At 70.0% G+C, this 13,344-nt stretch carries 11 protein-coding genes and 1 tRNA gene; 6 read left to right on the forward strand and 6 right to left on the reverse strand.

Annotated elements, in window-relative coordinates; translation table 11 throughout:
• Positions 1 to 15 precede the first annotated feature (15 nt).
• Positions 16 to 981, forward strand: coding sequence for a quinone oxidoreductase family protein (locus D458_RS0100460; RefSeq protein WP_017584758.1), 966 nt, complete (start codon positions 16 to 18; stop codon positions 979 to 981).
• Between the two features lie 249 nt (positions 982 to 1,230).
• Here the strand turns inward: D458_RS0100460 and D458_RS0100465 are convergent, their stop codons facing one another.
• The 3 genes from D458_RS0100465 to D458_RS0100475 all read right to left on the reverse strand — a co-directional run bounded on the left by D458_RS0100465 (position 1,231) and on the right by D458_RS0100475 (position 5,983).
• Complete coding sequence (locus tag D458_RS0100465) at positions 1,231 to 2,322, reverse strand: SPFH domain-containing protein (RefSeq protein ID WP_026118857.1); 1,092 nt, start codon at positions 2,320 to 2,322, stop codon at positions 1,231 to 1,233.
• A gap of 83 nt (positions 2,323 to 2,405) precedes the next feature.
• A complete protein-coding gene (locus D458_RS0100470; RefSeq protein ID WP_017584760.1) occupies positions 2,406 to 2,879 on the reverse strand; it encodes an NfeD family protein in 474 nt (157 codons plus the stop codon).
• Positions 2,880 to 3,100: 221 nt separating this feature from the next.
• Entirely contained in the window at positions 3,101 to 5,983 is a 2,883-nt protein-coding gene (locus D458_RS0100475; protein WP_017584761.1) for a penicillin acylase family protein, read from the reverse strand.
• Between the two features lie 351 nt (positions 5,984 to 6,334).
• Here D458_RS0100475 and D458_RS0100480 point away from each other — a divergent pair, with 351 nt between their 5' ends.
• The gene (locus D458_RS0100480; RefSeq protein ID WP_017584762.1) at positions 6,335 to 6,850 is read left to right on the forward strand and encodes a hypothetical protein; all 516 of its coding nucleotides are present in this window, start codon (positions 6,335 to 6,337) and stop codon (positions 6,848 to 6,850) included.
• A gap of 258 nt (positions 6,851 to 7,108) precedes the next feature.
• Here D458_RS0100480 and D458_RS0100485 read toward each other — a convergent pair whose 3' ends face one another.
• The gene (locus tag D458_RS0100485) at positions 7,109 to 7,972 is read right to left on the reverse strand and encodes a cobalamin biosynthesis protein (protein ID WP_026118858.1); all 864 of its coding nucleotides are present in this window, start codon (positions 7,970 to 7,972) and stop codon (positions 7,109 to 7,111) included.
• 506 nt (positions 7,973 to 8,478) lie between these two features.
• On the opposite strand from D458_RS0100485, the gene D458_RS0100490 reads away from it, so the two are divergent.
• A tRNA-Arg gene (locus D458_RS0100490) sits at positions 8,479 to 8,554 on the forward strand.
• Positions 8,555 to 8,669: 115 nt separating this feature from the next.
• Here the strand turns inward: D458_RS0100490 and D458_RS37310 are convergent.
• Complete coding sequence (locus D458_RS37310) at positions 8,670 to 8,924, reverse strand: tyrosine-type recombinase/integrase (protein WP_239647857.1); 255 nt, start codon at positions 8,922 to 8,924, stop codon at positions 8,670 to 8,672.
• Between the two features lie 819 nt (positions 8,925 to 9,743).
• Here D458_RS37310 and D458_RS0100505 point away from each other — a divergent pair.
• From D458_RS0100505 to D458_RS0100515, 3 genes are read left to right on the forward strand one after another with little or no spacing between them, the layout of a single operon-like run.
• The gene (locus D458_RS0100505) at positions 9,744 to 10,541 is read left to right on the forward strand and encodes a hypothetical protein (protein WP_017584764.1); all 798 of its coding nucleotides are present in this window, start codon (positions 9,744 to 9,746) and stop codon (positions 10,539 to 10,541) included.
• 47 nt (positions 10,542 to 10,588) lie between these two features.
• Positions 10,589 to 11,554 carry a NaeI family type II restriction endonuclease gene (locus tag D458_RS0100510; protein ID WP_017584765.1) on the forward strand — a complete coding sequence of 322 codons (966 nt, stop codon included), beginning with the start codon at positions 10,589 to 10,591 and terminating at the stop codon, positions 11,552 to 11,554.
• A 5-nt stretch (positions 11,555 to 11,559) separates the two neighbouring features.
• The gene (locus tag D458_RS0100515; protein WP_026118859.1) at positions 11,560 to 12,042 is read left to right on the forward strand and encodes a very short patch repair endonuclease; all 483 of its coding nucleotides are present in this window, start codon (positions 11,560 to 11,562) and stop codon (positions 12,040 to 12,042) included.
• Here the strand turns inward: D458_RS0100515 and D458_RS0100520 are convergent.
• Positions 11,998 to 13,137, reverse strand: a complete 1,140-nt coding sequence (locus D458_RS0100520) for a DNA cytosine methyltransferase (RefSeq protein WP_017584767.1) — start codon at positions 13,135 to 13,137, stop codon at positions 11,998 to 12,000. The genes D458_RS0100515 and D458_RS0100520 overlap by 45 nt on opposite strands.
• Positions 13,138 to 13,344: the final 207 nt, after the last annotated feature.

Here is a 13,344-nt window from a genome sequence, read left to right on the forward strand (position 1 = left end):
ACAACGAGGAGAACCATGCGCGCGATCGTGATCGAGGAGTACGGCGGCCCCGAGGTCCTGGGACTGACCGAGGCCGAGGCCCCCGCCCCGGGCCCGGGTGAGGTGCTCGTGGACGTCGGGGCCCGAGGCGTCAACTTCATCGACGTCTACCAGCGCAGCGGTGTCTACCAGGTGCCCCTCCCCTACGTCCCCGGGGTGGAGGCCGCCGGCGTGGTCGCGGCCCTGGGTGAGGGCGTCACCGACCTGAGGGTGGGCCAGCGGGTCGGCTGGGCGATGGCTCCGGGCGCCTACGCCGACCAGGCCGTGGTCAAGGCGTCCCTGCTCGTGCCGGTGCCCGACGCCGTCACCACCGAGCAGGCGGCCGCGCTACTGCTCCAGGGGATGACCGCCCACTACCTCACCCACTCGGTGCACCCCGTGGCCGAGGGCGAGACCGTGCTGGTGCACGCCGCGGCCGGCGGTACCGGACTGCTCATCACCCAGCTGGCCAAGGCCCGCGGCGCACGGGTGATCGGGACCGTCTCCACCGACGCCAAGGAGCGGATCGCCCGGGCGGCCGGAGCCGACGAGATCATCCGCTACACCGAGACCGAGGTCGCACCGGCGGTGCGCGAGCTGACCGGTGGCGAGGGCGTGGCGGCGGTCTACGACGGGGTCGGCCGGGACACCTTCGACGCCAGTCTGGACTCTCTGCGCCCGCGCGGGGTGCTGGCGCTGTTCGGCCAGTCCAGCGGGGCGGTGGAGCCCGTGGACCCGCAGCGGCTCAACAGCGCCGGTTCGGTGTACCTGACCCGGCCCTCGCTCGCCTACTTCGTGGCCGACCGCGCAGAGCTCCTGGGCCGCGCCGAGGACCTGTTCGGGCTGGTGGAGCGGGGCAGCCTGGACGTGCGGATCGGCGGCCGGTACGAGCTCGGCGAGGCCGGCCGGGCGCAGAGCGACCTCGCCTCGCGGGGCACCACCGGCAAGCTGCTCCTGGTCTGAACCGCTCCGGCGCACGCTGGAGCACCCGGTGCGCGACGGAGCACTCCGACGCGCACCGCGGCGCTCCGGCACGCGCTGGAGGGGTGCGGCGCACGGGACGGCGGCGGTGGCGGTTCCCCTCCCGGGGTCCCGCCACCGCCGCCGTCGTCGTCGTTTCCCGCGGGTTCCGTCCGCTGCCGACCGGTCCCGCACGTCGCCGGGCGTTCCCGTCCACTGCCGACGGTGCCCCGGGTCAGCGGGTGCGTACGGTCACTCGGACTCGTCGCGCGGCTCCGGGGTCGTGCCCATGCGGGCGCCGGCCTTGCGGACGTCGTCCCGGGCGTCGGCGACCGCGCGTTCGGCCGCCTCGGCCGCGTCCGCCGCGGCCTGGGCCGAGGCGGAGGTCTGCGCCGGGTCGGGCCCGGTGATCTGCGCCGGCCCGTCCGTGGACTCGGCATCCGCCTGTTCCTTGGTGGTGGAGGGCGCGCTGCGGGCGGCGTCACCGGCGAAGGCGTGGCTCACGTTCTTGACCGCCTCGGTCAGCTCACCCGGGATCACCCAGAAGGTGTTGCCCTCGCCCTCGGCCAGGCTCGGCAGCGTCTCCAGGTACTTGTAGGCGAGCAGCTTGGCGTCGGCGTTGTTGGCGTGCACCGCCTGGAAGACGCGTTCGATCGCCTTGGCCTCACCGTCGGCCCGCAGGATCGCCGCCTGCTGGTCACCCTGGGCCTCCAGGATGGCCTGCTGACGGGCACCTTCGGCCTTGAGGATGCGCGACTGCCGCTCACCTTCGGCGTGCAGGATGGCCGCGCGCTTGTCGCGGTCGGCCCGCATCTGCTTCTCCATCGCCTCCTTGATGGTGGGAGGCGGGTCGATCGCCTTGATCTCGACCCGGTTGATGCGAATGCCCCACTTGCCGGTGGTCTCGTCCAGGACCCCGCGCAGCCGGGTGTTGATCTCCTCGCGCGAGGTGAGGGTCTTCTCCAGGTCCATGGAACCGATGACGTTGCGCAGCGTGGTGACGGTGAGCTGGTCTATGGCCTGGATGTAGTTGGCGACCTCGTAGGCGGCGGCCTTGGGCTGGGTCACCTGGTAGTAGAGGACGGTGTCTATGTTGACCACGAGGTTGTCCTCGGTGATCACCGGTTGCGGGCGGGAGGTGAAGACCTGCTCACGCAGGTCGAACTTGGTGTTGACCCGGTCCACGCCCGGGATGATGAAGTTCAGTCCCGGGTCGAGGGTGCGGATGTAGCGTCCGAAGCGCTCGATGTTGTATGCCCGTGCCTGCGGGACGATCCGGATCGCCGCCAACGCGACGGCGACGAGGAGCACGGCGAGAATGATGAGCGGTATGGCAGATTCCATGTTCTGCACCTGTACCTAGGTCTGGGGCTTGCGGCTGGGGATACGGCTGTGTTCCCGGCCGTGCGGCGATGCGGCCGCGCGGCTCAGTTCTGTTCCGGGTGGTTCTGTTCGGGCAGTTCGGGCAGCGCCTCACGCGGGTAGACCACGGCGGTCGCCCCGTCGATCTCCATGACGTCGACGTGCGCACCCACCGGGATCACCAGGTCCTCGTCGATACAGCGTGCCGACCACTCCTCTCCTTGGAGTTTGATTCTTCCGTTGTCGGCGTCGACCACCTGGAGGACGACACCGGAGCGGCCGACCAGGGCCGCCGTTCCGGAACGGACGTCCGGACCGCGCTTGAGCTGGCGGTCCATGATCGGTTTGACCAGGACGAGTCCGGCGGCGGACGCGGCGGCGAAGCCGATGATCTGCACGGCCACCGGAAGTCCGATGGCGCCGAGGAGCGCGGCGACCAGTGCGGCGGCCGCCAGAAGCCCCAGGACGAAGGTCAGCGTGAAGAACTCGGCGACCCCGAGGGCGGCCGCGAGAATGATCCAGATCAGCCAGACAGGCATTTTCCTGTGGCCCTCCCCGCTGTGGTTTCGGGTAGTCCTTAAGCTACCCACACAAACCCGGCCCACCACAAGATCCCCGTAACGGATGCACGATCGCGGCCCGCGGCGCTCCCGTCGCCGGGGCACCGCGGGCCGCGTCCGTCACGTCCGAGGGCGTACCCGCCGGGGCCGGGGAGAGTCCTCCCGCCCGGCCCGGGGGTTCCCTGCCTCCGGCAGAGGCGTCACCTCCCGCCGGAGAACTCGTAGACGAGCTGGTAGGTGGGCCGGTTCTGCCACGCGATCGGCCACATGCCGATGCCGCCCACCGCCTGGTGGATCACCGTGTCCGCACAGAGCTGGTCACCTGCCGAGCAGTGCTCGTCACCGGGGTAGACCTCGCCCGCCGGGGTCGCCGCCGCCTCGGCGAGGCTGTCCAGCAGGACCGTGCGGCAGGAGTCGACCTCGCCCTCACCGCAGTAGACCCGGTCGCCGAGGGTGCCCTCCACGTCCTGGCCCAGGACCGCACGCAGGTCCTTGTGCGCGTAGGACCACCAGCCGTACTGGAAGGACGAGCCGCGGTGCGGCTGGCTCTGGTTGACGCTGCCGGGTGCACCGCCGCCGATCGCCCCCGAGGGGGACTCGTCGGTCTGGACGGCCCGGGTCAGCTGCGTGTACAGGTCCTCGCCCAGGCCCGGCTCGAACTGCGCCCGGACCAGCCGCGGCCACCAGGCGTCCAGCACGCGGATGGCGTCCGCGTGGTCGTAGTACCCGGCGTCGCGTCGGGGTTCGCGGCGCAGGGAACCGGAGTCGGACCAGGCGCGCAGGGCCTCGACCGTCCCGGCGAGTTCGGGGTCCTCCACGGCCTCGGTGTCGATGACCTCCAAGAGCAGCGGGAGTACCTGTTCGGCACGCAGGTCGGCGACCCCGGCCTCCATCATCGTCGCGGTGAGCGAGGCCGGCGTGAACCGGTGCCCCTCCCCGATCAGCCCGGCGACCCTCGTGTCCAGGAGGTCGTTGCGGTGCACGGAACCGGTGGACCAGCCCGAGGTGTACCCCTGGGCGGGCTTGTTGTTCCAGTTGACGATGTAGTCGGGGTTGATCTCCTGCGGGTGGTCCGACTGCGGGTGGTAGTCGGCCTCGTTGGTGGCCGGGTCCCAACCGGACCAGCCGGAGTCGGAGTAGGCGTCGATGGGCAGGTTCGGGTTGGTGCCCTCGGACCGGACCGGGTTGGCCCCGGAGTTGATGAAGGCGATGTCGGCGTCGTCCACGTAGTGCCAGTTGAACGCGTACCCGATGTCGGCCGCCGCCTGGGTGAAGGTCTCGGCCGAGGTGACCGCGCCGGGGTCGTTGAACTGCTGGAAGCCGAGGATGGAGTCGACCTCGCGCATGTAGGTGGACCGCAGCTCGGTGAAGGCCACCGGGGAGCCGTCCACGGTGGCGAACGACCGCACCAGACCGAACTCGGACCGCAGGGAGGTCAGGGTGTAGCCCCCGGCCGCGGTCCCGTCGGCGATCGTGGGCGTCCAGTCGTTGCTGACGCTCAGCGCCTCGAGGTCCGTGCACTCCCCCTCGCTGTCGACGTAGGCGCGCGAGGCGGTGGAGGGTTCGGAGCCGTCGGTCTCGCACAGCTCCACCGCGAACGTGTCGGTGATGTCCTGGCCCGCCGAGGTGGCGCTCCAGGCGTAGTCGACGCCGCGGCCCATCTGCACGTAGAAGCTCACCCCCGCGAAGGAGGCGCCCCGGGCACTGATGCCGGGCCCCTGCAGCTCCTGGAGCATGAGGAGCTGCGGGGAGAAGTAGCCGGTCTGGGGTCCCATGACCGCGACGGGGTTGCCGCTCTCGGTGTGGGCTCCCGAGACCAGCAGGGCGTTGGACATGCCGCGCGGATCCATGAACCCCTCGGGCAGGACGCCGTCGTCGAAGACACCCTCCGCGGCGGACAGGTCCCCGTCCTCGACCATCTGGTCGAGCTCGGCCTGCTGCTCCTCGGGGAGCTCCTCGACGGTGGGTGCGTCCGGGGCGGGTGCCTCCGTGTCCTCGGTCGCGGCACGGGGCTCGGGCGCGACCTCGGAGGCCGCTGATCCGTACTCGTCGTGGACGATGCTGTAGGGCTCGACCGAACCCGGGTCGGGCGCGACCTCGCCGACCGGGTCGTCGGAGGTCTGGGCGTAGGGGAACTCGCCGTCGACGCTGACCACGGCCTCCGGGTCGTTCTCCATGCGCCAGGCGTGCCAGAGTTCGAGCCCCTCCTCCTCGCCGTAGCGGTCCTGGAAGTTGGCGAGCACGATCGCGGCCTGGACCTCGCCTCCGCCACCGCCGCCGAAGATGCCGCCGACCATCGCGGCGATGCCCACGACGTCGGTCTGCGTGAAGTGCTCGATCTCCCCGGAGTTGGTGATGGCGTCCTTGTGGCCGGTCAGGACGTACTCGCCCGGGAAGTAGCGGCCGCTGTCGGCCTCGTCGATGTAGCTGTTGACGCCCTCGAGGTAGGCGTCGACGTCGGCGAGGGCCTGCTCCCCGCGTTCTCCGCTGTCGGCGACCCGGTCGACCTGGGCCTGTTTGTCCTCCTCGGTGTAGGGCGCGGTGCCCCACAGGTCCTGTTCGAGGCCCCGGTTGCCCTCGGCGCCCCCGGCGAAGGAGGTGAGTTCGCCGCGGCCGACCCGGCGCAGGACGTCCATGAGGAAGAGCCGGTCCTCGCCGGCGGCGTACCCGGCACCGAACATGGTGCCCTCGCGGGTGGTGCCCTGGATGTGCGGGATGCCGTGCTGCTTGTCCCGGGTGATCGTGACGTCGTCGCGCGGCCGGTACTCGCGGTCGACGTCGCCCTCGTCGACACCGAAGCTCGCGTCGACGAAGAAGTCGTCGAGGCCCTCCTCGGTGAGGCCGTCGTAGTGGTGCACGAGGTTGTCGTACATGTCCAGCTGGCTGGAGGAGTGCTTGGGCCGGGTGCCGAAGACCTGGTGGCCCAGGATCTCGACCAGGGTGGCGCTGCCGTTCTGGCCGGGCGGAAGGATGTCGCGGCAGCCGGCGGGGGCGCAGTAGTCCTCGACGGCGGGTTCGGCCAGGGCCGGTGCGGCGGGCAGGGCGGCGACCGTGGACGCCGTGATCGTGAGGGCCGCGCCCACGGCACCGGTGCGGAGTCTCGCTCGGAGAGAGGGGGATCGCGGGGGCGCGGAGGGGGGACGGAGGAAGGGGAGCATGTGCGGTCACCACCTGGGGGTGCGGGCGATGGATCTGCCGCATGTTACGCACGGGTAAGGAAATCGCGAAAGACTTTCATGTTTTCCGCTCCGAAGTGGTTCGCGGTACCCGAAACCCCGTGTTTACAGTGACCCACACCACACCAGGGAAAATCCATACACGCACCCCGTACCGCCCTCGCCACTCAGGGTTCAACATGGCCACATCCGGCCACAACCCGGCTCCCTTGGGTGCGGAGAGTCAGACACCCGGTCTCCTTTGGCACAATCACCCCCATGAACCAGTACCCCGATCCCCCTCAGGGCGAGCCCTGGCAGCAGCCCAACCACGGAAACCCCGGATGGGGACCGCCGCCCGAACAGCAGACCGGCGGCCAGCTCGAGCCCTACGGCTCCCCCACCGGCGGCTACTCGCCGCTCGGTCCGGGCGGCCCCCAGGGGCACAGCGAGGCCACCCTCGACACCATCGGGGACATCGCGATCACGCAGACCAGCGTGATCACCCCGTCCGGCCGCTTCCCCATCAAGGGCAGCGTGTGGACCATGTCCGACATGACCCGGACCGAACAGTCGATCCCCGTCTGGGCGATCATCGTCGCGATCCTGTTCATCTGGACCTGCCTGCTCAGCCTGCTCTTCCTCCTCATCAAGGAGACCAAGACGACCGGGCACGTCCAGGTCACGGTCCAGGGCGGCGGGCACTACCACGCCACCCAGATCATGGTGGCCAACCAGGCCTACGTGCAGCACGTCAGCCAGCAGGTCAACTACGCGCGTTCCCTCGCCGCCTGATCCACCGGTCCGCGCGGCCGTTCCGGCCCGAGGAGGCTTCCAGGCCCTGAGCGGTCCAGCGCCGGAAACACCCCGGAACGCCAAGCACCCGGGTTCCTGGAGGGCCCCGACCCCCAGAACACCCCCAGCCGTACCGGCACGAGAGCCCGGGCGTACCCGGCGGGATGCCGGCATCCCGCCGGGTACGCCCCCTCCAGCCGCCACACCAACACCCATCGGGACCTCACGGTCCGCCAGGTCGCACCGCTCCCGGAACGCTCATCGAAGCACCGCGACCAACAACGCACCCAGGTTCACCGTTCGGGCCAGCCTGACCGCCCTTCGGATGTCCCCCACCGCCACCGGGGGCCCCTCCCCCATCGACGGACGCCTCTCCACCCGGTCCCCGTACGTGTTGACCCCGCCCAGGGTCCGGCCGAGCGCCCCGGCGAACGCGGCCTCGCACTGCCCGGAGTTGGGGCTCGGGTGCGCCCCGCGGTCCCTGCGCCACACCCGCCACGCCTCAGCGGGGCTTCCACCCACCGCCGGCGCCGCCAGCACCGTCAGGAGCGCGGTCAACCGCGAGGGCGCCCACCCGGCCACGTCGTCCAACCGGGCGGCGGCCTTCCCGAACCGCTCGTACCTCTCGTTCCGGTGCCCGACCATCGCGTCCAGGGTGTTCACCGCCCGAAAGCCCACCGAACCGCCCACCCCGCACAGCGAACCCCACACCAGCGGTCCCACCACGGCGTCCGAGGTGTTCTCCGCCACGGACTCCACCACGGCCCGGGCGACCCCGGCCTCGTCCAGAGAGGCGACCTCGCGGCCGCAGAGTCCGCCCACCAGCGTCCGCGCCCGCTCCAGGTCCCCACTCTCCAGGGCGTCCGCGACCTTCTCCGCCTCACGCCCGAGCATGCTGCCGCCCAGCACCGCCCACGTGGCCGCCGCGACCAACGCCGGATGCCGCATCCGCGATCCCGCCAGAACGACCGGCAGCACGAGCGCGCCCGCGTACAGCGCCCCCACCCCCACCGAGTCCCGGTAGAGCCACTTCTCCACACGCCCGGCCCCAGCCCCGAACAACGCCACCGGATGCCCCCTGCGGGGATCCGGAACCGCCCTGTCCAGCAGGAATCCGGCCACCAGTCCCTGTCTCCGCTCCCCGGTCAACAGCACCCCTCACCCTCGCCAAACCACAGCAAACCCGCGTTTGCCACGCAATGTATTCGCCCATACACCCAGAGCGGCCGTACAGTCGTCCCAGAGAGGGAGGACTCATGCTGTTCACCGTGGCATCGCTGATGATCCTGGCAGGTCAGTGGTGGGTCTTCTGACCTCCCAGGCCGCCCCACACCTGGGGCGACCCCCGGACTTCGCGAAACGCCAGCGGTACAGCAGCGCACCAGGGGTTAATCACCGGTAACGTGGGGCGCGAGGCCCATAGAGACCGATTTGGTGGAACGCGCGTGGTAACGAGACGCAACTACGAATCACCGTAGTTGGTGAGGCTTTGCCCTCCCTTGGGCGACATCTGACGAATACCCTAGAATGTCTCCCCAGGGACACCAGCAGCACGCCCCCTCGGCCCGAACCCCACGATCGGTCACAAGCTGATCACGCACTGCCACAAAGGGCCACAATTAAATCAGGCACCCGTAGCTCAGTGGATAGAGCATCGGACTTCTAATCCGACGGTCGCAGGTTCGAATCCTGCCGGGTGCGCCACAAAACCCCAGGTCAAACCGGTCTTATCGCGGCACCTCAGACATTCCCCAAAACTGATGGGGCCAGGATGGGGCCGAGGTGGGGCCAGCCCTCGACGTACCCTTCGTGCCCTCCTTCACCGATGGGCTCTGCCCGCATCGCGCAGCACCAGCCACGCCGTGCGCTCCGCCGCTTCCCGCGCCACCTGGGGCAACACCGTGGAATAGGTATCCGCCGTCAAGACGATGCTCGCGTGCCCCAGCATTGCCTGGACCACCTTCAGCTCCGCCCCCGCCGTCAACGCCAGCGTCGCCGCACCATGGCGCAAGTCGTGTAACCGCACCGGCGGTAACCCGCTGGAGGTGTTCAGCTTCCGGAACAGGCGCGACAACCGCTCCGGAGCACCCCGCAGAGCGGTGAAAACCAACCCCGCTGATCCCACACCCGCCCCTGGCCCTGTGCTTCCTGCTGGTGCCACTGGTGCCACTGGTGCCGACGCAACACCCCCGAAGTGGTGTGATCCACCGACAGCATCCGCTGACTCGCCGAGCTCTCGGAAGCCAGCTCCACCAGCCTGCCCTGGTGGGACTGCAGCTGGCGCTACTCGCACCGTCCCCGCACCAGATCGATCTCTGGCCAGCGCAGCCCCCCCGTCATCACCGCCAGGTGAAACAACGCGTACAACCGGTCCTCGCGAACGTGGTCCAAGAACACGCGGGTCTGCTCCACCGTCCACACCGCCACCACCGGCCGCACCCCCTGGCCGGACTCGAGGCCAACAACCCCTCCCGCACCGCAGTGTTCAACGCCGCCCGCAACGTGGCCCCCACCCGCTGCGCTGTCGCCGCCGACAAAACCCCGTAGGCGACCTGTGCTGAGCAATGGAGGCGAATGCCTGCGCCACCACGCCGGGAGTCAGCTCCTCCAGAACCAGACCGCCCAAGTGGGGTTGGAGGTGGCGGTGGATGTGTTCGGCGAACTCGTCCGGGTCGACGGCCGCAGCCCGGTACGGGTAGCCGACCAGTGCTCCAACCGCACCCCACCGTTAGCCGCCAGGAACAGCAAGGACGTACTGAAGATCCGCGCTTCCCTGCTCCGGAGGCCGGACCATGCTAGGGATCCGGCCCCAGCAGGCCCTCCTGTCACAGGCCTGCTCTAGAGTCCCGCATCGGTAGACGATGCCCTCCACTTCTCCAGGGAGCCCCGAACCGTGCCGGACCCGAGGCCTACCACCACGGCCCAGGATGTACTCGACCACTTCGCCCGCACCCCCGGAACCGAGCGCGAGTACAGGGCCTGGGCCGGCTACAGACCCGGAGTCACCGAGCGCGTCATGGCCCACGACTCCCGCGCCGTCTACGGGGTCTCCTCCTCCGACGTGGAGAAAGTGACCTCCGACCACCCGCTCGGTGACATCAGATCCCGGAACGCCTACAAGTTCAAAGGCGTCGCCGACTGGCGGCCCGGCTTCGCGTTCACCCACCTCTTCCACTTCGCCCTGGAGCAGGTCGGCGGGGTCTTCTCCTTCCAGGATTTCCGTACCTGGGCAGGTGAGCCGGACAGGAGGTGGATGATCTGGGACCCCGCTCACAAGAAGGTCCGCGAGGAACAGCAGCGGGCCGGCGCCGACTGGTATGAGGTGCGCGATGCCATGAGCTGGCGGGTGGGCCTCTTCTACTACTCGTTCCTGCGCGAGCTCTACACGGTGGCACGCCTGCGCGAAGCCGGGCTGGACATGCGCGTGCACCCCTTGGCCGACGCGCTCTTCCGAGCCGACGCCTGGCACGGCCGCGTGGTGTTCGAGATGCACGTAGCCAACACGAGGTACCGCTCCGGAGGCGCAGGACGCAAGACGAGCGCTCAGGACATCCTGGCCCCCGGGCGCCCGGACCTGCGGTTCGTCTCCTTGGAGATGGAGAAGCAGCGCGCCTTCGGGCGCGTCCACCTTCCCGAGGAGGCGCAGCTGCAGGACTGCGCTGAGCGGATCCGGGCGGCCACGGCCTCCTGACCTTCGCCCCTCCCCCTTGCTCCCGGGGAGCGGCTAGCCTTCGAGGCGTGCACGACTCCGAACTCCCCTTCCAGGAACTCCCACCGCCGGTCACCCACGCCCCCGGCTGGGAAGGCGACTGCGAGCTGGAGAAGACCGCCGACCACCTGGCCTCGCTGGACCCCGACGGCAGCCGGATCGCAGCAGCGCTGCGGCGGACCTTCGACATGCTCCTGGACGGGCAGCACACCGGCCGCTACCGGTGGGATCAGCTCTACAAGACCGAGAAGACCCACTTCGGGACCCTGGTGGAGATCAACCTCCAGCGCGAGTTCGACTTCCCCGGCGGCAACGTGCTCGACTACTGCATCAACGGCACAGAAGTCGACTGCAAGTACTCCCAGGACCTCGCCCGCTGGATGGTCCCCCCGGAAGCAGTAGGCGAGCTCTGCCTGGGGCTGTGGGCCAGCGACAGAGAGTCCCTCTGGTCCGCAGGGCTGTTCCGCGCACACGACCACCTGCTCGGCAAGGGCGGGAATCGTGACGCCAAGCGCACCCTGTCCAAGGAGGGCCGCGAAACGGTGACATGGCTCTTCTACGAGAAGCCCCTGCCGGTCAACGTGCTGCTGCGCCTGCCCCCGGAGGACGTGGAAGCGGTGTTCGCCCCGGGCTCGGGGTCCGCACGCGTGTGCGAGCTGTTCCGACGCGCCCAGGGCCTGCCCGTGAGAAGGGCTGTGGTGGCCACCGTGGCCCAGCAGGAGGACTACATGAAGCGCGTGCGCGGCAACGGCGGCGCCCGCAGCACCCTGCGTGCCGAGGGCATCGTCATCCTGGGCCAGTACACCACCCACTGCGCGATCGCTAAGGCCCTCGGGCTGGTCGAGCCCGGGCCCGGCGAGTTCGTCTCCGCCCGCCTCGCCCCCGCCGACAGCGACACGGCAGAGGTCCCCCGGGCTTTCATCGACGGATCCTGGTGGCGCCTGGCCCGCGCCGAGGACCCGACCTGCCCTGCCCCGCTGCTACCGAAGGTATGAACCCGATGGACGAAACCGCAGGGGCCGGAGAATGGGCGGCTCCGGAGGGGTCATGGGCCTCCTCGGCCGCGAACAGGCGCAGCATGCGCGCCAACCGCAGCCGCGACACCAAGCCGGAGGTCGCCCTGCGCCGTCTGGTGCATGCCGCCGGACTGCGCTACCGGGTCGCAGCCAAACCCCTGCCGAAGATGCGGCGCACCGCCGACCTGCTCTTCCGCCCGGTCCGGGTGGCTGTGTTCGTGGACGGGTGCTTCTGGCACGGCTGTCCCGACCACTTCGTCTTCCCCAAGACCAATCCGGCGTATTGGGAGGAGAAGATCGCGGGCAACACCCGCCGCGACCGCGACACCGACACGCGTTTGCAGGAAGCCGGGTGGCTGGTACTGCGCTTCTGGGAGCACCAGGACCCGGCTTCCTGTGCCGAGACAGTGGTCGGGGCCGTCTCAGCCCGTAAGGCTGAGCTGGCGCGGCCCCGCCTCGACCAGTAGCCCCTCCGGAAGCGTTTCGGGAGGCTCCTGGCCGGCGTCAGCTGCCCGCAGCGCGCTGATGATCGCCTCACCCACCGCTTGGGCCACCGGCGGCGGGAAGGCGTTGCCGACCTGCCGGTAGGCGGCGGTTTTGCGGCCCTGGAACTCCCAGTCGGCGGGGAAGCCCTGGATGAGGGCGGCCTGGGCCACGGTCAGCTTCGGCCCCAGGTCGCCGAACAGGTCCCGGTCCTCGTCCACGGTCTCGCCCAGCGCGTTGGCCACGCCCAGGCCGTCCACCCCCAGTGCGGCCCAGGCCCGCTTGGCGCGGGTGGGCCCCAAATCGGCGCCGCCGTGCTTCTTGGATCCGCCGACCAGGGTCGGTGCGACCGTGCCCCGTTCCTCGGCCTTGTTCTTCCACCTCAGGTAGTAGTCCATGGCGTCGGGCCTCTTCGAGGCCAGGTAGCGCTCCCGCATGGAGGCGTCCAGGGCCTCGGCGACGGTGACCTCGTGCTTGACCCCGCGAGGGGCCTGGAAGTACACGGCGTCGTCCTTGTGCATAGCGACCAGGATCGATCGGGGGCGCAGCTGCGGCACCCCGTAGTCGCGGGCCTCCAGCACGTCCCAGCCCAGGATCCGGTACTCCATCTCCTCCAGGCGGGCCCTGATCCTGTCCCGGTAGGGGGCGAACTTGTGCGCGGGCTCGAGCAGTCCGCGCACGTTCTCGATCATCACCGCACGCGGGTTGAGCTCCTCGGCCATGTCGAGCATGACGGGGAACAGGTCGCGCTCGTCGTCCTCGCCGAGCTGCTTGCCGGCCAGGGAGAAGGGCGGGCAGGGAACCCCGCCGGCCAGGAGGGCCGGGGGCTCGTCCCCCAGGACCTGCTTGAGTTCGTCCATGTCGAAGTCGGTCAGGTCCCAGGGGAGGATGGCGCAGTCCTCGCCTTCGCTGTTCTTCCAGCCGGCTCTGCGGGTGTTGTGCTCCAGGGTGCGGACGGCGTGCGGGTCGACCTCGATGAGCGCACGGTGGCGGAACCCGGCCTCGTGCAGGCCCACGGCCTGCCCGCCCGCGCCCGCGCAGATCTCCAGGGACGTGTACTCGCCCCGCTGGTCCGGCATCCTTGTTCCTCTTCCTGTCCTGGTCGCCCCACCGGCCGCGCACGCGGCCGACGATCCGGCAATGATCGAACACCCGATCGAAGGGCGGTGTCCGACCACGATCGTGCCATGGGTCCGTGCCGACCACCCAGCGTTCGGGGAAGGTTCTCGCCACAGATCCAGGGGTGGCCTACCAGGGGTGATTCTATGTGCGGAAACGGGCGGGTA

Origin of the sequence: Nocardiopsis ganjiahuensis DSM 45031 (assembly GCF_000341085.1) — a bacterium.
Taxonomy (GTDB): Bacteria; Actinomycetota; Actinomycetes; order Streptosporangiales; family Streptosporangiaceae; genus Nocardiopsis; species Nocardiopsis ganjiahuensis.

Coding starts and splice junctions, on each gene's coding strand:
- D458_RS0100520 (WP_017584767.1), bottom strand. CDS start 13,137: ATGCCGGACCAGCGGGGCGAGTACACGTCCCTGGAGATCTGCGCGGGC.
- D458_RS0100515 (WP_026118859.1), top strand. CDS start 11,560: ATGGACGAAACCGCAGGGGCCGGAGAATGGGCGGCTCCGGAGGGGTCA.
- D458_RS0100480 (WP_017584762.1), top strand. CDS start 6,335: ATGAACCAGTACCCCGATCCCCCTCAGGGCGAGCCCTGGCAGCAGCCC.
- D458_RS0100470 (WP_017584760.1), bottom strand. CDS start 2,879: ATGCCTGTCTGGCTGATCTGGATCATTCTCGCGGCCGCCCTCGGGGTC.
- D458_RS0100465 (WP_026118857.1), bottom strand. CDS start 2,322: ATGGAATCTGCCATACCGCTCATCATTCTCGCCGTGCTCCTCGTCGCC.
- D458_RS0100460 (WP_017584758.1), top strand. CDS start 16: ATGCGCGCGATCGTGATCGAGGAGTACGGCGGCCCCGAGGTCCTGGGA.